The 23,593-nt window shown below is 46.1% G+C and carries 19 protein-coding genes and 1 pseudogene; 12 read left to right on the forward strand and 8 right to left on the reverse strand.

Features of this window, described 5'->3' with window-relative positions:
* Positions 1–34: 34 nt before the first annotated feature.
* Entirely contained in the window at positions 35–1,003 is a 969-nt protein-coding gene (birA, locus tag MEPCIT_RS01875) for a bifunctional biotin--[acetyl-CoA-carboxylase] ligase/biotin operon repressor BirA (RefSeq protein ID WP_015580509.1), read from the reverse strand.
* A gap of 1,007 nt (positions 1,004–2,010) precedes the next feature.
* Between birA and MEPCIT_RS01880 the strand changes: the two genes are divergently transcribed.
* Positions 2,011–2,565: a YggT family protein gene (locus tag MEPCIT_RS01880; RefSeq protein ID WP_013975747.1), complete on the forward strand. Its 555-nt coding sequence runs from the start codon at positions 2,011–2,013 to the stop codon at positions 2,563–2,565.
* Between the two features lie 55 nt (positions 2,566–2,620).
* Entirely contained in the window at positions 2,621–3,754 is a 1,134-nt protein-coding gene (gene hemW / locus MEPCIT_RS01885; RefSeq protein WP_013975748.1) for a radical SAM family heme chaperone HemW, read from the forward strand.
* Between the two features lie 27 nt (positions 3,755–3,781).
* Here the strand turns inward: hemW and MEPCIT_RS02480 are convergent, their stop codons facing one another.
* On the reverse strand, positions 3,782–3,925 hold the full coding sequence (locus MEPCIT_RS02480; RefSeq protein ID WP_158305768.1) for a hypothetical protein: 144 nt from the start codon (positions 3,923–3,925) through the stop codon (positions 3,782–3,784).
* A gap of 147 nt (positions 3,926–4,072) precedes the next feature.
* On the opposite strand from MEPCIT_RS02480, the gene queA reads away from it, so the two are divergent.
* The 8 genes from queA (at position 4,073) to sufE (ending at position 12,242) form a co-directional block, all read left to right on the forward strand.
* Entirely contained in the window at positions 4,073–5,143 is a 1,071-nt protein-coding gene (gene queA, locus MEPCIT_RS01890; RefSeq protein ID WP_013975749.1) for a tRNA preQ1(34) S-adenosylmethionine ribosyltransferase-isomerase QueA, read from the forward strand.
* 66 nt (positions 5,144–5,209) lie between these two features.
* Complete coding sequence (gene tgt, locus MEPCIT_RS01895) at positions 5,210–6,343, forward strand: tRNA guanosine(34) transglycosylase Tgt (protein ID WP_013975750.1); 1,134 nt, start codon at positions 5,210–5,212, stop codon at positions 6,341–6,343.
* A gap of 274 nt (positions 6,344–6,617) precedes the next feature.
* On the forward strand, positions 6,618–7,025 hold the full coding sequence (sufA, locus tag MEPCIT_RS01900; protein WP_013975751.1) for a Fe-S cluster assembly scaffold SufA: 408 nt from the start codon (positions 6,618–6,620) through the stop codon (positions 7,023–7,025).
* Positions 7,006–8,508, forward strand: a complete 1,503-nt coding sequence (gene sufB / locus MEPCIT_RS01905; protein ID WP_013975752.1) for a Fe-S cluster assembly protein SufB — start codon at positions 7,006–7,008, stop codon at positions 8,506–8,508. Before sufA ends, sufB begins: the two co-directional genes overlap by 20 nt.
* Before the next feature lie 56 nt (positions 8,509–8,564).
* Positions 8,565–9,305, forward strand: coding sequence for a Fe-S cluster assembly ATPase SufC (gene sufC / locus MEPCIT_RS01910; RefSeq protein WP_013975753.1), 741 nt, complete (start codon positions 8,565–8,567; stop codon positions 9,303–9,305).
* On the forward strand, positions 9,286–10,599 hold the full coding sequence (sufD, locus tag MEPCIT_RS01915; RefSeq protein ID WP_013975754.1) for a Fe-S cluster assembly protein SufD: 1,314 nt from the start codon (positions 9,286–9,288) through the stop codon (positions 10,597–10,599). The genes sufC and sufD overlap by 20 nt, the downstream gene beginning before the upstream one ends.
* Positions 10,596–11,819, forward strand: a complete 1,224-nt coding sequence (gene sufS, locus MEPCIT_RS01920; RefSeq protein ID WP_013975755.1) for a cysteine desulfurase SufS — start codon at positions 10,596–10,598, stop codon at positions 11,817–11,819. Before sufD ends, sufS begins: the two co-directional genes overlap by 4 nt.
* Before the next feature lie 9 nt (positions 11,820–11,828).
* Entirely contained in the window at positions 11,829–12,242 is a 414-nt protein-coding gene (gene sufE, locus MEPCIT_RS01925) for a cysteine desulfuration protein SufE (RefSeq protein WP_013975756.1), read from the forward strand.
* Between the two features lie 114 nt (positions 12,243–12,356).
* Here sufE and MEPCIT_RS01930 read toward each other — a convergent pair whose 3' ends face one another.
* From MEPCIT_RS01930 to MEPCIT_RS01950, 5 genes are all read right to left on the reverse strand, one after another.
* A complete protein-coding gene (locus tag MEPCIT_RS01930; RefSeq protein ID WP_013975757.1) occupies positions 12,357–12,992 on the reverse strand; it encodes an MBL fold metallo-hydrolase in 636 nt (211 codons plus the stop codon).
* Positions 12,993–13,329: 337 nt separating this feature from the next.
* Positions 13,330–14,337: a tetraacyldisaccharide 4'-kinase gene (lpxK, locus tag MEPCIT_RS01935; RefSeq protein WP_013975758.1), complete on the reverse strand. Its 1,008-nt coding sequence runs from the start codon at positions 14,335–14,337 to the stop codon at positions 13,330–13,332.
* A complete protein-coding gene (msbA, locus tag MEPCIT_RS01940; protein ID WP_013975759.1) occupies positions 14,334–16,085 on the reverse strand; it encodes a lipid A ABC transporter ATP-binding protein/permease MsbA in 1,752 nt (583 codons plus the stop codon). The genes lpxK and msbA overlap by 4 nt, the downstream gene beginning before the upstream one ends.
* Positions 16,086–16,190: 105 nt before the next feature.
* A complete protein-coding gene (fabA, locus tag MEPCIT_RS01945) occupies positions 16,191–16,706 on the reverse strand; it encodes a bifunctional 3-hydroxydecanoyl-ACP dehydratase/trans-2-decenoyl-ACP isomerase (RefSeq protein WP_013975760.1) in 516 nt (171 codons plus the stop codon).
* A 56-nt stretch (positions 16,707–16,762) separates the two neighbouring features.
* Positions 16,763–18,523 (reverse strand): AAA family ATPase, encoded by a 1,761-nt coding sequence (locus MEPCIT_RS01950; protein WP_015580512.1) that lies wholly within the window; start codon positions 18,521–18,523, stop codon positions 16,763–16,765.
* A gap of 351 nt (positions 18,524–18,874) precedes the next feature.
* Between MEPCIT_RS01950 and fldA the strand changes: the two genes are divergently transcribed.
* Positions 18,875–19,390: a flavodoxin FldA gene (gene fldA / locus MEPCIT_RS01955; RefSeq protein ID WP_013975762.1), complete on the forward strand. Its 516-nt coding sequence runs from the start codon at positions 18,875–18,877 to the stop codon at positions 19,388–19,390.
* A 175-nt stretch (positions 19,391–19,565) separates the two neighbouring features.
* A pseudogene (locus MEPCIT_RS01960) lies at positions 19,566–19,918 on the forward strand (GTP-binding protein); the annotation flags it as partial.
* Between the two features lie 356 nt (positions 19,919–20,274).
* Here MEPCIT_RS01960 and recC read toward each other — a convergent pair.
* Positions 20,275–23,580, reverse strand: a complete 3,306-nt coding sequence (recC, locus tag MEPCIT_RS01965; RefSeq protein ID WP_013975763.1) for an exodeoxyribonuclease V subunit gamma — start codon at positions 23,578–23,580, stop codon at positions 20,275–20,277.
* Positions 23,581–23,593 lie beyond the last annotated feature (13 nt).

Consider the following 23,593-nt stretch of genomic DNA (forward strand, 5'->3'; position numbering starts at 1 on the left):
ATTAGTTGGCCTGGTAGTAAGTAATAGTGGGTACCTATGACGCTAGACGCAGCGATATATCGCCGTCAGAATACGCATGGTATTCTCCGTCCTGCTCCAACAATAAGGCTCCATTGGTGTTAATGCCGCTCGAAATACCCCTAATTTCCTGATTGCCAATGATTAATTTTACGGGACAATTATAGAAGTTATCCAACGACTGCCAGCGATTAACAAATGGCGCGAACCCATCACGCTCGAATTGCTGTAGCGTCTGACGCAACGTATTGATCAATTCTGCAACTAGCGCATTGCGATCGATGGTGATGCCAACTTCCTGCAGGTTAATCCAATCCTGATCGATCATATCACTAGCAGAACCGGGCATATTAAGGTTCATACCGACGCCGATCACAAAATGGATGACGTTACCAACCTGACCGGTAATTTCTAACAGTATCCCTGCTAGTTTGCTATTGTTAAGATAAATATCATTTGGCCATTTGACGCGTACTCCTTCGAAACCTAAGCGTTGCAACATCTCTGCGATGACAATACCAACCATGATGCTCAGTCCGCTAGTCGCTGACTGCCCCTGCTCAAAACGCCAATATATGGACAAATAAATATTTTTGCCGAATGGCGATAGCCACTTTCGGCCGCGCCGGCCACGTCCCTGTGTCTGATATTCTGCCGTACAGACGTCGCCAGGTTCTAATATGCCAATACGATCGATTAAATACTGATTGGTGGAATTAATCACCGATATAACCACGAGCCGACCATAAGGTAAGCGCGCCCAGATCGCAGTTTCATCCAATAACTGCAGCGGCTCATGTAAACGGTAGCCTGTCTTAGGTACTGTAATTGTAAGGACCTCTACTCCCCACTCGCGCACTGTTTGAATATATTTGTTAATCTCCGCAAAACTCATTCCAAACAGCGCGCTTAATTTGGCTCCGGAATGAAACTCACCATCGGCCAGCAAGCTTATAAGCTTGAGTGGTATACCTACGTTTTTCATTCTATCACTGCCAACTAATATTGCTATTAACGCCGAAGCTAACTTCAGGCTCCAGCCAGACATCAACTAGTTCGTCAATTTTTCAGCGCACATGGCGCGCCCAACAAGTTAACCAATCTACCTCCGTATGGGTCACTATTATGCGTCTTAACACATCACAATCTTGATAGACGATAGGGGGTAGGTAATTGACCGATCTTTTGGCGAAATATGACGGTAGATGACGGTAACTGCTGTTGCACAGCGCATACTATCTATAGCAAATAGTACTGTAATCATTACTCATTAACCATTTCATGGTTACACCTGATAATTACCATATCCTACATTCCTACATATTATTATCGGAGGAACGAATTAAAAAAAATAACCATACTAACTTTCGAGCTCTTACTGTTATGGATATAATAACCATTCTTAGATCTAGGAACAAGGCAAAGATCATTTATTATAGCCTATTTGGCGCAGCGATATATCGCCGAGCAAATTATGGTCAACCATGTTCATAGTCGTCTCGTCCACCTGCAGGACGGTAGTACAACATCACCCCCGCTACGCTGGTAGTTTTTGCTAGCAAAACACGATCCTGCATCTGGGTAGCTACCGTTAAGGCTTGCTGGTTAGCCTAACTAGGCACCAGAAACAGAACTAGAACTAGCGAATAAACTAAAGATTAAAATTTAACCGCTGGTTTTAGGTTAATGATGGGTTAAGAACAGATTCTGGTTGGTTGCCTGAAAGGCAATTGGTGCCAAAAATACTAGTCGCATGCAGTTAGCCTAAATTTAAGACATTAATACACTTCCGTTTTCGGAAGTACGCTGGTTAATTCATATTTGCACCGGGTTAATTACCGTTTTTGACTCCTAAGCCTACGCTACTATGAGGTAACGTCGATAATTGGTGCGGCATACTCTAGGCATATGTATTGATCATCTTGTGATCATCGTGATGATGAATATCACTGATGTAATGCTTATTAACCTAATTAAGGACCTTGAATTATTATGCTGACATTGACGTTTTTTGTAAAAACGCTAATCGATATTTATATTATGGTGCTGCTGCTACGACTTTGGATGCAATGGACGCACTGCGATTTCTATAACCAATTTTCGCAACTTATCGTCAAAATAACCCAGCCAATTGTTGGCCCATTGCGCAGAATTATTCCTGCCTTCGGCCAGTTGGACACGGTATCGCTGTTTCTGGCATTAATTTTAGCAATGATAAAATTACCGCTACTGACTCTTATTGAAATACGCATACTGATCATTGATATAATTTACTTGATGGTAGGTATGCTAGCTTTTATGAAAGCGGCCGGTGAACTGATGTTCTGGGTGGTTATTGTTCGTTCATTGCTAAGTTGGGTCAGCCAAGGCCGCAGTCCAATGGATGTAGTATTCTATCAATTAAGCGAACCGCTCATGTATCCTATTCGCTGTATTCTGCCTGCCATGGGTGGCATCGACTTTTCGGCGATGGTAGTGATTCTGATCCTATACGCCTTAAATTATCTTGGTATGGATTTGTTCTCTGGCATTTGGTATCGCCTATGATCGACTGCCAGCCGTCTATTTATGACATTCTTGCTGCTGTTGGAAACCTTAAGAGATGCAGAATTTACCGCCACTTAGTCTATACCTACATATTCCATGGTGCGTGCGAAAATGCCCTTATTGCGATTTCAATACCCAAGCAATAAAGGGAAATATACCACATCAGGAATATGTAGATCATATGTTGACGGACTTGGAACAAGATTACTGTCTTACTGACGGTAGAACCGTCAATACCCTGTTCATTGGTGGTGGCACACCGAGTTTGCTGTCGGTCAACGCCCTGCAATCGTTGCTTGCTGGCGTGCGCCAGCGCTTACCTATGGCGCCAGATGCTGAAATTACCATTGAAGCTAATCCGGGCACAGTCGATACTGATCGTTTTGCGGCTTATCAGCAGGCGGGTATCAATCGTATTTCTCTTGGCGTACAAAGCTTCAATCTGGAGAAGCTATCTAGTCTTGGCCGTATCCATGACGCTGAGGAAGCCAGGTTAGCAACGCAGTTGGTGTCTACTCTCGGTCTAAACAATTTTAATCTTGATTTGATGCACGGTCTACCTGGCCAGTCACTTACAGAAGCACTTGATGATTTGGCCCAAGCGATCGTACTAGCACCGTCGCATGTCTCCTGGTACCAATTAACTATAGAGCCAAAAACATTGTTTGGCTTACATCCGCCAGAACTACCAGATGATGATGTACTTTGGGACATCTACCAACGCGGCGACCGGCTGCTCAAGGCAGCTGGTTACTTTCAGTATGAAACCTCAGCCTATGCACAGCTAGGTTTCCAATGCTGCCACAATCTAAATTATTGGCGTTTCGGCGATTATCTTGGTATCGGATGCGGTGCCCACGGCAAGCTGACGCAGTCGAACTGTACGGTTGTGCGGACAGTAAAAACTCAACATCCGCGTGGTTATATGCAGAGTAACTATCTGGCGAAACGTTATCAGGTCGCATCGGCTGATTTACCGTTTGAATATTTCATGAACCGCTTCCGGTTGTTGGAAGCGGTGCCGCGTGTAGAATTCACCAACTTTACAGGGCTTGAGGAACACGTGGTGCGCGCGGCGCTAGATCAGGCGCTGGCCGGCAATTATATCACCGAAAACGATAGCCACTGGCAGGTAACAAAAAAAGGTCAGTTATTTCTCAATTCTTTACTGGAGATGTTTATTTTATAAGGATCTTTTATCAGGCCACGTAAACGTTTAGAACAGCACAACTACGACTAAGCTATGCTGCTCTAACTCATCGCCTAACCTGATACGCCGCCTGAAAGCTGCATCTACATCTACGTACGTGTGTTTACCAATATTCTGGCGGTGCAGAACCAGTTTGACACTCATTCCCACTTAACCACCTTACTAACAACCATGATGGCGATTAATTAACAACACCAGGCTAGTTTGTTGCCTAACAGCATGACCGTAACAAACATGTCAGCTATTATTGGGAGAATGTAGCATTATGAGAAAGATTTATTTAAACTATGTGTTGTTATGCGCCTTGATGACTTCTTGTTTGAATTACCAGCTCATCTGATTGCCCGCTATCCGCAGAGGGAACGCAGCGCATGCCGTTTGCTGTCGCTGGATGGTGAGACGGGCGCTTTGGTGCATCAGGTTTTTACCGATTTAATCAATAACTTGGCTCCTGGTGATTTGTTGGTTTTCAACAATACTCGGGTGATCCCAGCCCGGTTATTTGGCCGCAAAATCAGCGGGGGTAAAATTGAAATCATGGTTGAAAGAATTATCAATGATAAACAAGTGCTGGCACACGTACGCGCTTCCAAGGTACTTAAAGTTGGTACTACGCTACTATTGGGTGATGATAACAGTATCGCCGCCACTATGGTAGCCCGCCATGATTCACTGTATGAACTGCGTTTTAACGACCAACGAGATGTGCTAACGCTACTGGATGAAAAAGGTCATATACCTTTACCACCCTATATTGATAGGCCAGATAACGTCGCGGATAGTACACGTTATCAGACTGTGTACAGTGAACGGCCCGGCGCAGTTGCTGCTCCTACCGCCGGTCTGCATTTCGATGAGTTGATACTAGCGAAGCTACGCGCTAAAGGTATTGAAATGGCTTTTGTAACCCTTCATGTTGGCGCGGGCACCTTCCAGCCGGTGCGGGTTAATAGGATCGAGCAGCATCGAATGCACTCAGAGTATGTTGAAGTGCCGCAAGAAGTAGTTAACGCGGTTTTGGCCTGTAAGGCGCGCGCCAAACGCGTAGTTGCAGTTGGCACCACTTCAGTTCGTTCGCTTGAGAGCGCCGCGGCCGCGGCAGGAGAACAAGTGCTTGCGCCGTTTTACGGTGACACTAGCATATTTATTTATCCCGGTTATCATTTTCGCGTGATTGATGCACTTATTACCAATTTTCACCTGCCGAAGTCAACCTTGATAATGCTGGTATCGGCGTTCGCTGGCTATCACCATACGGTAGCAGCCTACCGTGAAGCGGTAGCGCAGGAGTACCGTTTTTTTAGTTACGGGGATGCCATGTTTATCACCCGTAACCCCACTGCTGCTAATATAGCGCACATGAATTAGTAATTGGTAAAAACTAAGGTGTTTGCAACTTCTGCCGAAGAATTTTGCTCTGTTGTTGGAGGATGGGTGGAATATCAATTATTGAACACTGATAGTAAGGCCCGTCGCGGACGGTTGGTATTTGACCGGGGCGTCGTTGAAACACCGGCTTTTATGCCAGTTGGCACTTATGGCACTGTTAAAGGTATGACACCTACAGAAATAACCGAAACTGGGACGCAGATTCTGCTGGGTAATACTTTTCATCTCTGGCTACGCCCGGGGCAGGCAGTCATTAAACTGCACGGAGATTTACACAACTTTATGCAGTGGCATGGGCCAATACTGACCGATTCTGGCGGGTTCCAAGTATTCAGCCTAAGCAACATTCGCAACATTACCGAAGCTGGCGTGCATTTCCGTAACCTAATTAACGGCAACGATATTTTTCTTAGTCCGGAAAAATCGATGGAAATTCAGTACGATCTTGGTTCCGATATTGTCATGATTTTTGACGAATGTACTCCTTATCCTTCCACTTGGGATTATGCCAAGCGTTCAATGGAAATGTCGTTGCGCTGGGCAGTACGCAGTCGTCAGCGTTTTGACGAACTTGAGAATACCAACGCACTCTTTGGCATTATTCAGGGTGGCATTTACGAACAGTTGCGATATGCATCGATAAACAAACTGGTAGAAATCGGTTTTGATGGTTACGCTATCGGTGGCTTGGCAGTAGGTGAAACGAAAGCGGATATGCACCGTATTTTGGCACATCTGTGCCCACAGATTCCGGCGGATAAGCCACGTTATTTGATGGGTGTTGGTAAACCTGAAGATTTGGTAGAGGGCGTTCGCCACGGTATCGATATGTTCGACTGCGTCATCCCGACTCGCAATGCCCGCAATGGGCAGCTGTTTGTGACCAATGGCGTGGTGAAAATACGTAACGCGCGGTATAAAGATGATGTCGCACCACCAGATGCCGAATGTGATTGTTACACCTGTCGCAATTATAGCCGCGCGTACTTACATCATCTTGACAGTTGCAAAGAAATACTGGGTGCTCGTCTGAATACTATACATAATTTATATTATTATCAGCATTTGCTAAATATTTTACGCCAGGCTATCGCTGATGGTAAATTAGAGCAAGTTGTCGGTGAATTCTATCGCCGTACAAAGATATCTAGTACTAATGGTAGTAATGACACCAATTAAATAACTTTAATATATGATTTATTTGTTGAAGCAGTTTCTGCCCAAGTTGTTCTATTCTATTAACGTCCTGATTTCTTATGAACTGGTAAATAAGTACGAGCAGCAAGATTGCTATGTTGGTTGCTATGTCGGTTAATAATAGCTTGCAAAACTGGATCGATATATTTAGCTCGACCAGCAGCAAGTATTATCATTGTTGCTGAACAAAACCAATCTATGAACGATGGAACGTTAATTATTCCCAATCACAACCATACTACCTGAGGTAAACCTGATGCAGATCGACATTAAAGTTGATACATGCTCCATGGAGGAGCATAGCTGGCGAGGTCTGACGCTAACAGATGCCGCCGCCCGGCAGATCAAGCTGCTCGTTGGAAATGACCCATCTATGCTAGGGTTAAGGTTGAGCGTGAAACAGTCTGGCTGCGCTGGTTTCAGCTATGTGGTGGCAAAGGCAACGCGGTATAATAATAACGACGTAGTTTACGAGCAATCTGGCGCCAGATTGTATGTCCCGCTGAAGGCAATGCAGTTCCTTGACGGCACGGAACTAGACTACGTTCAGGAAGGACTAAATTCAGTATTTAAATTTAACAATCCTAAAGCTCAGCACGCCTGTGGGTGCGGCGAAAGCTTTAGCCTGGGAGTGATCAAGCATCATGGCAAGAAGCACAACTGACACCACTGCAGCTACTGAAGCAACTAAAATTTGGGAAAAAAAATATCGCTATAAAGAAGGATTCTTTACCCAACTAGCAACGGAAGAACTGGCTTACGGCATCAGCGAAGATGTAGTACGTGCCATCTCTGCGAAACGCGCTGAACCTGGGTGGATGCTGGAATTGCGTCTTAATGCCTATAGCGCCTGGTTGAACATGGAAGAACCACACTGGCTGAAAGCACATTATCACCCTATAGACTATAATGCTTACAGCTACTATTCCGCGCCGTACTGCGATGCTGGCGACGATGCTTGCTGGTCACAGTACGATGCCACTCGGTCCAGAGCGGACGGGGCGAAATCCTATCTGACCGATGAAGTGGAAAAGACCTTTAATAAACTAGGTGTGCCGGTACGCGAAGGCAACAATATCGCGGTAGATGCTATTTTCGATTCTGTGTCGGTTTCTACTACCTATCGCGATAAGCTGGCTGAACATGGAATTATTTTTTGTTCCTTTGGCGAAGCAATTCATAAACACCCGGAACTGGTGCGCCAATATCTTGGCAGTGTGGTACCTGCTAACGATAACTTCTTTGCCGCGCTAAACTTAGCAGTTGCTTCCGACGGTACATTCGTTTATGTACCAAAAGGCGTACGCTGTCCAATGGAACTGTCAACCTATTTCCGCATTAATGCTGCCAAAACTGGCCAGTTTGAACGTACCATCCTTATCGCTGATGAAGGCAGCTATGTAAGCTATATTGAGGGATGTTCAGCACCGGTGCGCGACAGCTATCAGCTACATGCAGCGGTGGTTGAAGTTATTGTGCTGAAAGATGCAGAAGTTAAGTATTCCACAGTACAAAACTGGTTCGCTGGTAGTGAGACCGAAGGCGGGATTCTAAACTTTGTTACCAAACGCGCACTTTGCGCTAGTGAAAACGCTAAAATGTCTTGGATGCAGTCCGAAACTGGCTCGGCCATTACCTGGAAGTACCCGAGCGTGATTTTGCGTGGTAACCATTCGGTAGGAAAATTCTTCTCGGTGGCGATTACCAACGGCCGCCAGCAGGCGGATACCGGTACCAAAATGATCCATATCGGCAAGAATACACGATCAACTATTATCTCAAAGGGCATTGCTTCTGGCAAGAGCGAAAACACTTATCGTGGGTTAGTGAAGATTATGCCGAACGCCACCAACGCGCGTAACTTTACCCAATGTGATTCTATGCTGATTGGTAGCGAATGTGGTGCACACACTTTTCCTTCTGTTGAAGCTCGTAATAACACCGCTAAGTTAGAGCACGAGGCTACTACCTCTCGTATCGGCGAACATCAATTGTTTTACTGCCGACAGCGCGGTATCAGCAAAGATGATGCTATTTCGCTGATAGTTAATGGATTTTGTAAGGAAGTTTTCTCAGAACTACCGCTGGAGTTTGCGGTGGAAGCACAAAAATTACTGGCTATTAACCTTACACACAGCGTGGGCTGAAGTTGCCGAACCTTGTTTGCGGCTGCTGCTACAGGCAAGGTCAAGAGAAATGAGACATGTTATCGATTAAAGATCTTAACGTCAGTGTAAAAAACAACGTTATTCTCAATAGATTGAATCTAGAAGTAAAATTAGGTGAAGTGCATGCCATCATGGGGCCGAACGGTTCCGGTAAGAGTACCCTGGCCACTACTCTAGCAGGAAGTGAAGATTATGACGTAACATCCGGACAGGTTTTGTTCAAAGGCTGCAATTTACTGGAGCTAGAACCGGAAGAACGGGCCGGTAAAGGAGTTTTCATGGCTTTTCAATATCCGTTAGAAATTCCCGGTGTCAGTAATCAGTTTTTCCTGCAAACTGCAGTCAATGCCGTACGTAAATACCGCAAGCAGTCGCCATTGGACCGCTTCGATTTTGCTGATTTCATAAACACCAAAATTGCACTGCTGCACATACCTGCTGACCTACTAACCAGATCAGTCAACGTAGGGTTTTCCGGCGGTGAGAAAAAAAGTAATGATATTCTGCAAATGGTCGCGTTGGAGCCTGATTTGTGTATTCTGGACGAAACAGACTCAGGTCTAGATATCGATGCGCTGAAAATGGTCACTCATGGGGTTAATACCCTGCAAAATGGCGAACGTTCCTTTATTATTGTTACGCACTATCAGCGTATTCTTGATTACATTCAACCCGATTATGTCCATGTTATGAATCAGGGCCGAATTGTACAATCAGGTGATTTTTCTCTGGTAAAAAAGATTGAGGAACAAGGCTATGGCTGGCTTACTAAATAAACGCAACAATAGTCGTAGTAATATTAGTAGTAATACTGCCGCACTTACACAGTGGCGCCAACTTTTTTTCGACCATAACTGTTCACCATTCACCGATAAATATGCGCATTGGCAGGATGTTGAACGCCTAGGTCTACCCAACGGTCAACATGAGCATTGGAAATACACCCCGCTTGACGGGCTACTTGCTCATAGTTTTACCCCCGCCACTACTAGTTTGGTATCTATCGATGACCTTGATGAGCTTAGTCTGAAGATAGATGCCTGCCGTCTAGTTTTTATCAATGGCAGTTTTGCCCCAACACTTAGTGATAGCCATACTGGCATATGGCAAGTAGAGGTCGAGAAGGGAGCAGCTAGGAGGTCACTGCCTGTCCCTATTCAGCCTGATATGTTCTTACATTTAACCGAAAGTCTGAGCCAGGAAACCACTAATATCCGCCTACCAGCTGGTATGGTGGCGCAACGTCCATTATATTTACTGCATCTTAGTCAGGGTAGCGATGATCAAGCCAATCTTAGTACGGTGCATTACCGCCATCATCTTGAGGTGGGGGCCAACTCACAGTGTCAGGTTATTGAACATTTTGTTAGCATAAACGCCCACGGTCATTTCAGCGGGGCACGAATGTCAATGGCGGTCGACGCCAACGCCCACCTAAGCCATATCAAATTAGCCTTTGAAAGTCGCGCTAGCTACCATTTTGGTCATAACGATATTAGCGTTGACCGAGCTGCTGTGGTACGCAGTAGTACGTTTATTTTAGGTGCTGGTTTAACCCGACATCAAACTAGTGCGCAGCTAAACGGCGAAGGTGCTAATATTGCAATAAACAGTTTGTTGCTACCTTCGGCGGCAGATATCAGCGATACCCGCACCTACCTTGAACACAACCAGGGCCATTGCTTTAGCCGCCAGCTGCACAAGGTAATCGCGCGCGACCATGGTAAGGGTGTGTGCAATGGATTGATTAAAGTGGCGAAAAATGCGCTCAAGACCGACGGTAAAATGACCAATAATAATCTGCTGCTAGACCGAATGACGGAGGTAGCTACCCAACCCAAACTTGAAATTTATGCCGATGATGTGAAGTGCAGCCATGGCGCCACCGTCGGACGAATTGATGAGGAGCAGATTTTTTATCTCCGTTCGCGTGGTATTGCCCGCAAGGAAGCTAAGCAGATGATCATTTATGCTTTTGCAGCGGAAGTTACCGACAGGATTTGTAACGATGTGGTACGTGACACGGTGCTAACGCGCATCGTAGCTGCTTTGCAGGGGATCATGGCATGACCTATCCCATTGTGCGGATCCGGGCTGATTTTCCTATTCTGGCGCGTCAGGTGAATAATCGTCTGCTTACCTATCTCGATAGCGCGACTAGCGCACAAAAACCTAACGCTGTTATCAACTGTGAAATTGATTATTATCGCCACGGATATGCTGCGGTACACCGGGGTATTCATACTTTAAGCAATGAAGTTACAACCCGCATGGAAAACGTGCGTAAACAAGTGGCGCGTTTTATTAACGCAGCGTCGGCAGACGAAATTGTTTTCGTAAAAGGTTCCACCGAAGGCATAAATCTGGTCGCTAATAGCTGGGGGCAGCATAACATGGGGCCTGGCGATAATATCGTTATCACCGAGATGGAGCATCATGCCAATCTTGTTCCATGGCAAGTACTGACGGAGGGAAAGCAGTTGTCGCTGCGCTACATTCCTGTGTTGCCCGACGGTACGCTAGATATTTCCCGACTGCCAACGCTGATTGATGAGCGCACCCGGCTGTGCGCCGTCACTCAAATATCCAATGTACTCGGCACAAGTAATCCGCTGCCTGAAATTATTGCTCAGGTGCGCGCGGCCAGCGAAGCAGTAGTGCTAGTTGACGGGGCGCAGGGCATCATGCATCAGAAGGTGGACGTGCAGGCACTAGACTGCGATTTTTATGTATTCTCAGGCCATAAAATATATGGCCCATCTGGTATTGGTATTCTTTACGCTAAAAAAGCGCTGCTCGATGCCATGCCGCCATGGGAAGTGGGTGGTTCCATGATTCGTACCGTCAGCCTGACCGAGGGCATCACCTTTAACGATGCACCTTGGCGTTTCGAAGCTGGTTCTCCTAATACCGCAGGTATGGTTGGTCTGGGCGCCGCTATAGCATATGTTGAGCAGGTGGGACTTGACAACATTCAATGCTATGAGCATGATTTGATGCACTATATGATCGAAGCGTTGCAGCAAGTGCCGAATCTGACGCTGTACGGACCGGATAATCGCACTGGCGTTATCGCTTTTAATTTGGGACAGCATCATGCCTATGATGTTGGCAGTTTTCTAGACCAATACGGCATCGCTATCCGTACTGGCCACCATTGCGCCATGCCACTGATGGCTTATTTTCAGGTAGCCAGTATGTGCCGTGCGTCTATTGCTATGTACACAGACCAGTATGATATAGACCGGCTGTTGGCCGGTCTGTTGAGAGTGCAACGTTTGCTAGGCTAGTAGGAAAAGATGGTGAAGCTACCTAATAAAGCTATATTTATGCACAATTTTTCTCGCTGCAACAATTGGGAAGAAAAATACTTGTATCTCATCGAACTTGGTGGCCAGTTACCACCGTTTGTTGGCATACGCAATCATGCTCATCTTATAGCTGGCTGTCAAAGCCGCGTATGGATTTTAATGGCGTTCGATGATCATGGTAACATCAAACTGCATGGTGACAGCGATGCAGCCATTGTAAAGGGTCTGATTGCCGTGTTGTTTATTCTTTATCAAGGGATGACGCCAGCTGAAATTATTAACTATGATGTACAGCTATTTTTAGAGAAGCTAGCGCTAACTACGCACTTAACTTTGTTCCGGGCGCAGGGACTGGAAGCAATGGTGCGGGATATTCGCGCCCAGGCAGCGGCGCAGCTGTAATACTTAACGTGATTATATATGTTGTATGTGACGCAGATAGATCAATCATACTTCTTCAGTCATCAGATCACCGTAGGCTCATCGGCGGCTACAACAAACAACACATAACATGGATTAGTTACGCGCTAAGAACGGATTAGTATGGCGCTCGTGGCCAATAGTGGACATTGGACCATGTCCTGGTAGAAAAGTAATGTCATCTGCTAACGGCAGAAGTTGATAATTAATTGAATGCATCAATGTAGCAAGATCGCCTCCTGGTAGGTCAGTTCGGCCAATACTGCCATTAAACAACACGTCTCCCATTAAAATGAATTTTGCCAATTTATTCCAGAACACCACATGCCCCGGAGAATGGCCGGGACAGTGTAGTACCTCGAACGATAACTTACCAACACTAACCTTGGCGCCATCCGTTAACCATCGATCAGGTATCAATGGCTGGATACGTTCTATGCCAAACATTTGACACTGACCGGGGATACTAGCCATTAGTGTTTCATCGTCGCGATGAGAACCTATAATAGGTACATGATAAAAAGCTGCTAATTCGTTAGCAGCGCCTACATGATCAAGATGGCCGTGAGTAAGCCATATTTCTTTTACCGTCACCCCTTGTGCCGCCACTTCTTGACGTAACCAATTTGCGTCGCCGCCAGGATCCACTAGCGCTGCTTCTCCAACTTGCTCGCACCAAACTAAAGAACAATTTTGGCGAAATTTTGTGACCGGCATAATGTGATATTTCATGCTTAATCCTGTCTTAAAGTTTGCGTCATATTATCATCATCACTTGTAATCACCGACCGCGACATCATGGATATTTTATCCATACCACAATACTCGCAGCGGTTCGAGAAGTACTATCCGTTCAAGCGGACTAGTAGCGCTACCGCATAATTAAGATAGCTTCCCGTTAGTAGTAAACCAACACATCCAACTTGCAAAGTTATCAGTTAATGGATAGTAATTTTAAAAGCTAGCAAATAGAAGTTTACCCCTACAGCGATTAACAACATCATGGTTATTCTCTCTAATTTGCAATTCTATAGTTGAAATATTATGCTGCGAATTTATGAGTGATATTTTATTTGCCCCCTTCTGCCTCTGACTGGTAGTGCCGGATGGACTGCTCAACTTGCATCAGCAAAAATTGTTCCGCGTCTGCTGGTAGAAGCGCGTATACTGGTAAATACCACCAATTATCGCGCGCAAATGAGTAGCATTTTACTGCGTCCTTCTCGGTCATGAGCAAATATTCATCAGGTGTAGCCAACTTTTCGAGCATGTGCTGCCTATAGGCTTGATGATCACTGAACGCAAATTCCCTTGCGGGAATCACGCCTCTCGCGCGGAGAGTGGCAAAAAAACGCGCCGGATTACCAATCCCGGCCATAGCTACCATCGGCGTTAAGCCTGTGATAGCGCGATGTTCTCCGCTCAGCAAATGTACAGCAGCACCGGCTTCCAGGCGCATCGGTACTTCACCAGAACGAGTATCACCACCGTTGACGATGACCGCCTGTACCTGCCGCAAGCGCTTAGCTCGTTCGCGCATAGGACCTGCTGGTAGCAACCAGCCGTTGCCGAATCTACGTTCACCGTCAATGACTACCCACTCTATATCCCGCCCTAAAGCATAATGCTGCAAACCGTCATCAGTAATAACCACGTCCAGTGGCTGTGCGCGCAGCAGCGCTGCTGCCGCTGCAGTGCGCTGGGGTGCAACCGCTACCGGTACTCCTGTGCGCTGCCAAATTAAAAAAGGTTCATCACCGCACTGTTCGCTAGTACTGCTAACATCTAGCAGCAACGGGTAATGCGCCGAGCGCCCACCGTAGCCACGCGCTATTACACCGACCTGCCAACCACGCTGCTGTAATTTTGTCACTAGCCACAGCACTAATGGTGTTTTGCCGTTCCCACCAGCGGTTAGATTGCCCACTACCACAATCGGCAACGGAAAATGATGAACTGTACGCCAACCGCGTCGATAAATGTAGCGAATAATCGCTGTTATCAGCCCATACAGCCAGGACAATGGTAATAATACAATAGAAATCGGCGATACACCGGACCAAATGCTGGTAATCATTTACCCACCTGTAAACGGTGTAACTGGTAGTAAACCCCATGGCCCGCAATCAGTTCGTCATGATTACCGCGCTCAACAATCCTGCCATCCTCAACCACTAGAATTTCATCAGCTTTTTCAATTGTGGACAAACGATGGGCGATCACCAGTGATGTCCTATTTTTTTGCACAGCATCCAGCGCTTTTTGGATTGTTCGTTCAGATTCAGTATCAAGCGCCGAGGTTGCTTCATCTAGGATAAGAATTGGGCAATCGCGCAGCAGAGCGCGCGCGATAGCGATGCGTTGACGCTGACCGCCGGAGAGTATGACACCGTTTTCGCCTATTACTGTGTCAAGACCCATTTTCATGTTCTCGATGAACTCCATTGCGTAGGCCATGCGAGCTGCGTTTTCGACCTGCTCACGAGAATAGTTTGCCTGGCGGGCATAAGCGATATTGTTAGCGATAGTATCATTAAATAAATGCACGGTTTGGGAAACCAACGCAACTTGGTTACGCAGCGATACTAGCTTATAGGCACGCAAATCGATCCTATCGAGTAGAATTTTGCCTTGTTGTATATCGTAAAAACGAGTTAACAAATGTGCGATAGTAGATTTACCGGAGCCGGAGCGGCCCACCAGCGCCACGGTATTACCCGCTGGGATGGTTAAGCTGATATCTCGTAGCGATGGTGTCTCTGTGCCCGTATAGGAAAAGGTAACATGTTCAAAGACGATCTCACCTTGAACGCGTTCAACTTCTACCGTACCCTCATCTTTTTCTATTTCCATATCGAAAATAGAAAATAACGTCTGGCAAGCAGCAATACCTCGTTGGAACTGGGTATTGACGTTATTAAGAGCTTTTAGCGGTCGCATCAGGGCCATCATGGAAGAAAAGACAACAGTAATAGTACCAGCGGTCAAGGTTTCCATGACCGCTGGTAAACTGGCAGTATACAGAACAAAAGCAAGCGCAAGAGAGATGATCAACTGCATCAGCGGATCGGAGAGCGATGAGGTAGCCACCATTTTCATTTCCTGTTGACGCATGTGGTTACTGACACTGTTAAAATGCTCTTTTTCTAACTTTTTGCCGCCAAAAATCAGTACTTCCTTATGCCCTTTAAGCATTTGCTCCGCGCTGTTTGCAACCTGCCCCATGGTATTTTGCATTTTTTTGCTGATCTGACGGTATCTTTTAGATACCTGCCGGATAGCCAAAGATACCACTGGTATGATCAGAACCAAAATTAGCGACAGTTGCCAATTATGATAGAACATCATCGTGAACAGCCCGATGATAGATGACCCTTCACGAATTACCGTAATCAACGCGTCAGCGGAAGATTCAGCTATCTGTTCAGCATCATAGGTGATACGCGAAAGCAAGGTACCTGTAGACTGCTGATCGAAAAAAGATACTGGCATATCAATAATATGATTGAACAGCAGGCGGCGCATGTCCATCACCACTTTACCCGAGACCCAGGATACGCAATAGTTGGAAATAAAGCCACTTACGCCGCGCAGCAACATCAGGCCAATCACCACCAGCGATATCCAGACAAGAATGTAGGTGCTAGTAGTTTGACCAAATCCGTCATCCAGGAGCGGTTTTAATAGCGATAACATAAAGGTATCGCTGGAGGCATTGAGTATAAGGGCAATAGTCGCAACAATCAGACCTATCTTGAAAGGTGAGATCATCGGCCATAGGCGACGGAAGGTCTGCCAGGTTGATAGATCTTTATTGTTTAGCATGCATTTCAGTGTCCAAACTATAGCGGTTAATTGTACCAAGTTAAATTAACGATGCAAAAATACTCAAGAAACAATAACAAATTGTGATGCCTACAAAGAGCATCATCATCTGGTGGTCTCTTTTAATAGACCTACTGTAAGATTGCGCGCCGTATAAATTACGGTACCGTCACATATTAATTCACCGTCAGCTATACCCATCACAAGTTTTCGGTTAAGCACGCGGCGAAAATTAATACGGTAAGTAACTTTTTTTGCGCTTGGCAAAATCTGCCCGGCGAAGTTAACTTTACCTACGCCAAGCGCGCGTCCTTTGCCTTCGCCGCCAAGCCAGCCTAAATAGAAACCAATTAACTGCCACATAGCTTCCAGCCCCAAACAACCAGGCATCACAGGGTCACGAATAAAATGACAGCCGAAGAACCACATATTAGGTTGAATATCTTGTTCCGCTTCTACAAAGCCTTTATTGTAATAGCCGCCATCTTCGTTCATTTTGACCACCCTGTCTATCATCAGCATATTAGGTGCAGGCAATTGAGGGCCCTTTTCTCCAAAAAGTTCACCACGGCTGGAAGCCAGCAGATCTTCTTTAGTATACACTTCGCATTTATCTACCATATTTCTCTAAACCTTATTATTGAGTACAGCAATCAAATGTACCGACATACAGGCAGCTAGTCATTCCTTGCTCGCTGGTTAAACCAGTTTAACCAGCGGAAGCACCAGGGCAAAAGTTTTTGTTCGCGCAGATAAAAATTAGAGATACGTGCACGGATAGCAGCTAGCAGATTTGGCAGATGGTCATTATCAAAAGACATTGCGGTCAGAATTTCCAACGTGTCATCAATAGTATCAACCGCCCATAGGGAAAATTGTCCCTCACTAACCGCCTCGATAACATCGTCATGCAAGCATAGGTGGCGTACATTTGCTGTTGGCAGTATAACTCCTTGAGCACCGGTCAACGCGCGCGCCTGGCAAAAGGCAAAAAAGCCTTCTATTTTTTCATTGACCCCACCGATTGGCTGTACGTGGCCAAATTGATCAACCGAGCCGGTGACAGCTATTTGTTGATTGATAGGTTTATCCGCCAGCGCACTAATAAGCGCTACCCCTTCCGCCAAAGAAGCGCTGTCTCCGTCAACTTCGCCATAAGACTGCTCGAATACCAGTGAGGCGGAGAAAGGCAGCTGTTGGTCAAGCTTAAGTGCTGACATTAAAAATGCTTGAATGATTAGCATGCCCTTAGTGTGAAGATTGCCGCCAAGTTCAGCTTTGTGTTCGACGTCGTTGATTTCGCCATCGCCAACATGTACTACGCAGCTAATGCGAGATGGTTCGCAGAACGGTAGCGGGTGGCCAGGGAAATCCAACAACGACAGGGCATTGACTTGGCCGACTACATGTCCTTCATTTTCCAACATAATTTGGCTGGCGACGATCTCATATTGCATGCGCTCGCTGAGATAACTCTCTCGCCAGCTACGTTTTTGCTCACTATCGGTAAACGCAGTGGCGGTAAGCTGCTCATGTTTTGAGCCATAATACATCGCCGCCTCTTTCAGGCGTCGGCTGAGCCAATGTGGACACAAAGGCAGCTGATAATGATCGCCGCTATAGCGGATTGCTTGTCGTACAAGCACCGGCCACGCATCTGCACTCAATAGCGGTAATCCATGTTGCTGTGCTAAGGTGTTAACCCATGAGCACCATTTTGCCATCTTATCTGGGCCAATTATGCATAATTCTGACTCAAATTCGCCATACATTGCGAAACTGGTAAGTTCTGGTTCTATAGCATTAAGATCAGCTAAACCTGCACGATTGCCGACTACAATCAGCCGTAAGTTCAGCGGTATCGACGGTACGGCTACCGGTAATGGACGGCTGGTGTTTTCCGGCAACCAATCGAAGCGCTGCTGCAAGATCATATGCTTTAGTCGTAGCCATAGCACAGGCTGGCGTACCAACGCGCGTACGCCAACGATGAGGATGCCACCGTTAGCGCGGTGCACCAGGCCTGGTTGCAAATATAACACATCGCGATAGAAGCGCAGCGCGCCAAATAGCTGCTCATATTCAACCAAAGACTGCCATACGCAGGAAGCACGATCCATATTGGTCGCCGGCTGTGTGCTAACGCCTATATCGGCAACGAGATGGCGGCTACTAACATTTTGACTCGAAGCATCAAGAATCTGTTTAACCGTCTCAGCAATTAGCTGAAAATAATCATTATTCTCTTGTGCCGTCAGAAGCATAAATCGACTAGGCGAGCGTGATGAATTACAAAATTGCATCAATCCGTCCATAAGACGGGCCTGCAGCATGGCCAAAGGGGCTGATAGAGGCGGATAGGGTTGGTTAAATATTGCTGCGAAACAGGCAAGATCGGGCAGCAAATCTGTCCCTTTTAACTTGTTTTTATTGGTCAACATTATACGTCGCTGTTTGGTTAACTGCTGATTATACAAGAAAAGCGTATTCTTCTTTGCTGGTGTTACATACCTGCGGCATCGTTGTAGCCACTTTTCTACGTGAACGTCATTAGTCTAGTAAGCTGCAATGAAGTTTTTTATTAAAACTCATTTGAGTCAGGCTTAATTTATAGCTCAATATATTAGTACAGTGTCGATATCAAGTGCTTTATAAGCTATTTATTCATGCACATAGTGATTATAATTGATATAATTGGAGATATCACCTAACCTTATTAAGTTAGCATCTAAACTTTGGTCAGCTTCCGGTTAATAAGTATGATTTCTCTTTAAGAGGTTTTGATATTTATGGCTTATATAAGCATTGTTTTTGGTAGTGACACTGGTAATACCGAGAATATTGCCAAGATGCTCCAACAAAAACTCGGTACCGAGGTCGCTGATTTATTTGACATTGCTAACAGTAGCGAAAAAGATTTAGAACAGTACGATAGGTTGTTACTAGGTATTCCTACTTGGTATTACGGCGAAGCCCAGTGCGACTGGGATGATTTTTTTCCCCGGTTAGAAAACATTGATTTCAGCAGTAAGATGGTTGCTATTTTCGGTTGCGGAGATCAGGAAGATTATGCTGAGTATTTCTGCGATGCTATGGGTACATTACGGGATATAATTGAACCAAAAGGCGCTACCATGGTCGGCCATTGGCCAACTTCTGGTTATCATTTTCATGCTTCAAAAGGTATGGTCGACGACGCTCACTTTATCGGTTTGGCCATTGATGAGGACCGGCAGCCAGAGCTAACTAGCGAGCGCGTAGATAACTGGATCAACCAAGTTCGTGTAGAAATGAATCTTAGTTAACGCTTGACCGACATACGGCCTCATAGCTCAGTCGCGCTACTTGGTATAATATCATACCATACATAGGTGGTCAGTAGCACTGTTATATGCTGTCTTGTTCACTACCATAGTAGCAACCACAGAAAATTTGTGTAATGCGCACCAATCAATATCAAGTGACCATGAAAGACAACATATACATCAAAGAAGTCGCACCTTAGCGATAATTTCGCACCCTGACGCCGGTAAAACGACAATCAATGCTGTTATTAGGCCAGGAGATTCAACCATCCGGTGCCGTTAATAGCAGCCGCTTCTATCGCCAACATAATCCATCCGACTGGATGGCCATGGAACAACAACGTTGTATTTCTATGTGTATTTATATTACCACCTCTGTGATGCAATTTACTTACCACCAGACGCTGATTTATCTGTTAGATACGCCGAGACATGAAGATTTCTCCGAAGATACTTCTCGCAGACTGCTGTTTGATGGTGATTGATGCCGCAAAATGGGTTGAAGATCGTACCAGTAAGCTAGCGCAACAATTCGCTTCATCTGGCTATCGATGGCGTTGATAACATATCTTATATCGCGACAAGCATGGTCAAGTTGAAGTTTAATCAGGAACGCTACACATATTCATTATATTCATTTACGTCACACAGGAGAAAATTAATGGTAACTATGAGCAGCGCCTAGCCTGGTGGCGTAAGCTGCTTGTACCTACAACAGCAAACTAGGAAGGTTTCAGCAACTAAGCAACATTTTTCCATCTCACGATCTACAAAAATCATCGGACAAACCGTAAACCAGCGAAGCTGAACACTATGTCCACTATGTTGAACACGATGTACTACACTATGTCGCTGCTATCATTATACATATTATAATTGATGCTTTATTTTTTTTTGCGTTTTGTTGGCTCACAGTGCGCTATATTAAACATAACAGGTGGTAGCAAATATCGTTCAGCTGCCAATATCATCGCTTCAATATGTTTTGCCTCCAGCTGACGAATCAACAGCTGGAGGTAAGGATCAGTGCCTTCTCCGGGAACATGGTAATTTCCCTGCCAAGCCTGGATTAGTTTATTCCGGGCTTGAAACTGCCTGCGCTCGTTGCGGTCGATGCTTTTGGTCATTGCATCGTAACTGTTACTTAGCCATGCTCCTCCTGAGCGGGGTAAAAGCAGCAGCGGAGACGACATCCCCTGACAGTAACCAGTAACCATCACCAGCAAAAATGTTTTCGCTTGACAGATGTTCATAGGTGCGAACCGCCACTCGCCGTGCACACCAAACATCCGGCTTTCACCTTCGCCGCCCATGGCGCAGTAAGCTAAGTGTTCTAACCATAGCAGCAGACCATCCCTGGTAGACAACGTGCCTGGACGCCAGCGAAGCAAGCCATTAACTTGTACCCGCTGTAACCAGCCGGATAGCTTTATATCGTTCACGGTCAGAGAAACTTGGAATCTTGGCGTTTCTGGCAATCGCCATGGCCGCACCTTTTCAGATAGTACCATCATCTCCTGGTACTGCTTTGCCAAATACAGCTCGCCGAACGCGCCATCTGGCAATAGACCTGCGGCGCGCCACTGGTGGAATAACTGGGCGATATTTTCACCGTTAATAAGAGCATTTACCAGCTGATCATTGAGTTGATAACGGGTAAAACCGTTGAGATTAAACGGTTCATTAGTCTTCTGTTCAAGCGACTTATAGTGAACAACAGAGAGTGCCAAGCGCTGCACAAACCAGGCGCGAACCGGGTGGTGATAAAAGCGTAGCAGTTCATCTAGGGCCAGCGTGTAGTATGGCTGCGCTTTCAATGGCGCAATAAAATCTGGAATAGGCTTGCCCTTAGCACTAGCAGCCGGCAGCCACTCTTTTGCAAAACTTTGGTGTTCGCTGCCTGGCAGAAAATTTTCCGGCGCGAAAGGCATGCGACTATGCCACTGCAACAGATGCGAGCGTACACGTTTAGCTCTATTTTCAGCATCTACGTACTCATCACCAAGTAGATAAAAACTGTGGGCGATATAATCAATCAGCTCACTAACCAGTACTGAAGGATAGCGCGGGGTATTGTCCTGAATATCACGGCCGATAAAACTAATATACAGCCGCTGCTGTGCAGAAAATAGCGCCTCTAGAAACATATAACGGTCATCATCTCGTTGGCAGCGATCGCCGCTTCGTGGCTGCTGCGCCATCAGATTGAACCAAGCCGGCTGAATTGAGCGCGGGTAGACGCTGTCGTTCATGCCTAGTATGCATATTACCCGGAAAGCAAGAGAACGCATCGGCATCATAGTACAGAAGTTAATAGTTCCCGTCAGAAATTGTTGGCTTAACTGTTCCTGATCCAACCGTGCGGCAAGCTCATACTGCAGTATTGTCACCGGCACCGGTTGGTTATATCCAACCTGCAAGCAGCATTTCAGTACCTGCTGGCATTGATTTGCCAGCAGCGCTAGCGCCGCTTCTGCATCAGCGTCTGGCATGAAGAAATCATTGATTATTTCGCATATGTAATTGATCCAGGCGGCAATGGATCTGGGCTGGGCCAGCAGGTCGCGCCACTTGCGTAGCTGCATCAACAGCTCAGCCAGTTGGCGAATATGCTGGCCAGTAGCGTACATCAGCTCGCTGAGTAAAGTTTCATCCAGTCCCCAACAAATACCTGATTCCTCCATATACTGGCGCAATAGCCGAAGTCCCGGCTCGTTAATCGCAAAGCGTGCTGCTAGCGCTGGGACTTCCAGCAACGCTAGTACCTGGTTGGCGTCAACGTGTTTACATGGTAATTCTAGTATACTGAAAAAAGCTGACAGCACAGGATGAATATGCCGCACCCTCCTGTCAGAAATAGCGAACGGCAGATAGCGCTGCTTGTTGCCGTCATTGCCGAACACAGCCTGGATCGCTGGTGTATAACGTTCAATATCGGCAACCATTACAATTATTTCGCGGGGGCGCAGTGTCTGGTCTTCCACCATCATCGCCAATAGGCTGTCGTGCAGAACTTCCACCTCCCTCTGCGTGCTATGGCAGACATGCAAGCTCAGTGAGCGATCATCTAACCGTAGTGGCCGCTGGTCGTTGCCCTGAGTAAGCGGCTGACCGACAAGACTACTACTAATAACCGTGTGATTTTCAAGCTCTAGAATATCTCTCTGCAGCAGACTCAATAAAGTATTGCCCGCTGGCTCAACAAACGCATCCACCTCTGCAATACCTTCCATCTGCGCTAACAGATAAATATGATCGCGTCCCTGCTTGCCCCAGGCTGCCAGCAGCGGATTACCTATGTGCTGCTGTTCTCCAATAGTGTTAAATAGTGATTCTGCTTGTGCTGGGCGCCTAAATAGTGCTTGCTCTTTCTTCGGTTGTGGATATTGCCAGCGGTGGCGGTGTAACAGACGCCTGAGAACAGCGTGATCAAGAATATCCCCCCAATAATAGCGGCAGGGATTGGTGAACAACAGATGAATGTCGATATGCTTTCCTAATGCTTGAAAAACTTTTAGGTAGGTAGGTGGCAGCGAAGAAATGCCGCAGATAAATACTCTATCTGGCAATCCTGGCGGCCGCATCGTACTGTGCACCAAAGTATGGATAAAACGCTTATAAAGATTGGCGTAATGCCAAAGAGGTTTACCGGCTTGTGCTGTATCATCTATCAATACCCGCCACACAGATGCTTGCCAGCGTTGTGTCTTTTCATGCACGTTAGCAATTAATTTGCCACGTTGCCAATTTTCCAGCCAGTCAGGGCGGTATACCATATACTGTTCGAACAACTCAGCCAACCTGGTGGCGAACTGAAAACATTTACGATGATCATGGTCATCACGCAAATATTCGCTTATTACCTCACAATCTGGCTGCTGGCACAGACGTGGCAGCAGCGCCATAAGTCTCCAGGTAATGTTAGATTTGGCCAATGCGCTTTCTTCAGGAATATTTGGTAGGATGCGAGTAAACATCTGCCAAATGAAGCTCGCCGGCCGTGGAAATTCCAGGTTAGCAGCAATACCGAAATTTGCCGCCAATTCCAACTGTATCCACTGTGCAATACCGTTGCTTTGCACAATAATTACTTCTGGTTGGAAAGGATCGCGCAGCGGCCGGCCAGTGATAAGCGCCGCGGTAATGGTCTTAAGCATATCTAACTGATTAGAATGATAAACGGTTAACATAATGCACAACTTA

It is taken from the genome of Candidatus Moranella endobia PCIT (assembly GCF_000219175.1).
GTDB lineage: Bacteria > Pseudomonadota > Gammaproteobacteria > Enterobacterales > Enterobacteriaceae > Moranella > Moranella endobia.

Coding starts and splice junctions, on each gene's coding strand:
- birA (WP_015580509.1), bottom strand. CDS start 1,003: ATGAAAAACGTAGGTATACCACTCAAGCTTATAAGCTTGCTGGCCGAT.
- MEPCIT_RS01880 (WP_013975747.1), top strand. CDS start 2,011: ATGCTGACATTGACGTTTTTTGTAAAAACGCTAATCGATATTTATATT.
- hemW (WP_013975748.1), top strand. CDS start 2,621: ATGCAGAATTTACCGCCACTTAGTCTATACCTACATATTCCATGGTGC.
- queA (WP_013975749.1), top strand. CDS start 4,073: ATGCGCCTTGATGACTTCTTGTTTGAATTACCAGCTCATCTGATTGCC.
- sufA (WP_013975751.1), top strand. CDS start 6,618: ATGCAGATCGACATTAAAGTTGATACATGCTCCATGGAGGAGCATAGC.
- sufB (WP_013975752.1), top strand. CDS start 7,006: ATGGCAAGAAGCACAACTGACACCACTGCAGCTACTGAAGCAACTAAA.
- sufC (WP_013975753.1), top strand. CDS start 8,565: ATGTTATCGATTAAAGATCTTAACGTCAGTGTAAAAAACAACGTTATT.
- sufD (WP_013975754.1), top strand. CDS start 9,286: ATGGCTGGCTTACTAAATAAACGCAACAATAGTCGTAGTAATATTAGT.
- sufS (WP_013975755.1), top strand. CDS start 10,596: ATGACCTATCCCATTGTGCGGATCCGGGCTGATTTTCCTATTCTGGCG.
- sufE (WP_013975756.1), top strand. CDS start 11,829: ATGGTGAAGCTACCTAATAAAGCTATATTTATGCACAATTTTTCTCGC.
- MEPCIT_RS01930 (WP_013975757.1), bottom strand. CDS start 12,992: ATGAAATATCACATTATGCCGGTCACAAAATTTCGCCAAAATTGTTCT.
- lpxK (WP_013975758.1), bottom strand. CDS start 14,337: ATGATTACCAGCATTTGGTCCGGTGTATCGCCGATTTCTATTGTATTA.
- msbA (WP_013975759.1), bottom strand. CDS start 16,085: ATGCTAAACAATAAAGATCTATCAACCTGGCAGACCTTCCGTCGCCTA.
- fabA (WP_013975760.1), bottom strand. CDS start 16,706: ATGGTAGATAAATGCGAAGTGTATACTAAAGAAGATCTGCTGGCTTCC.
- fldA (WP_013975762.1), top strand. CDS start 18,875: ATGGCTTATATAAGCATTGTTTTTGGTAGTGACACTGGTAATACCGAG.
- recC (WP_013975763.1), bottom strand. CDS start 23,580: ATGTTAACCGTTTATCATTCTAATCAGTTAGATATGCTTAAGACCATT.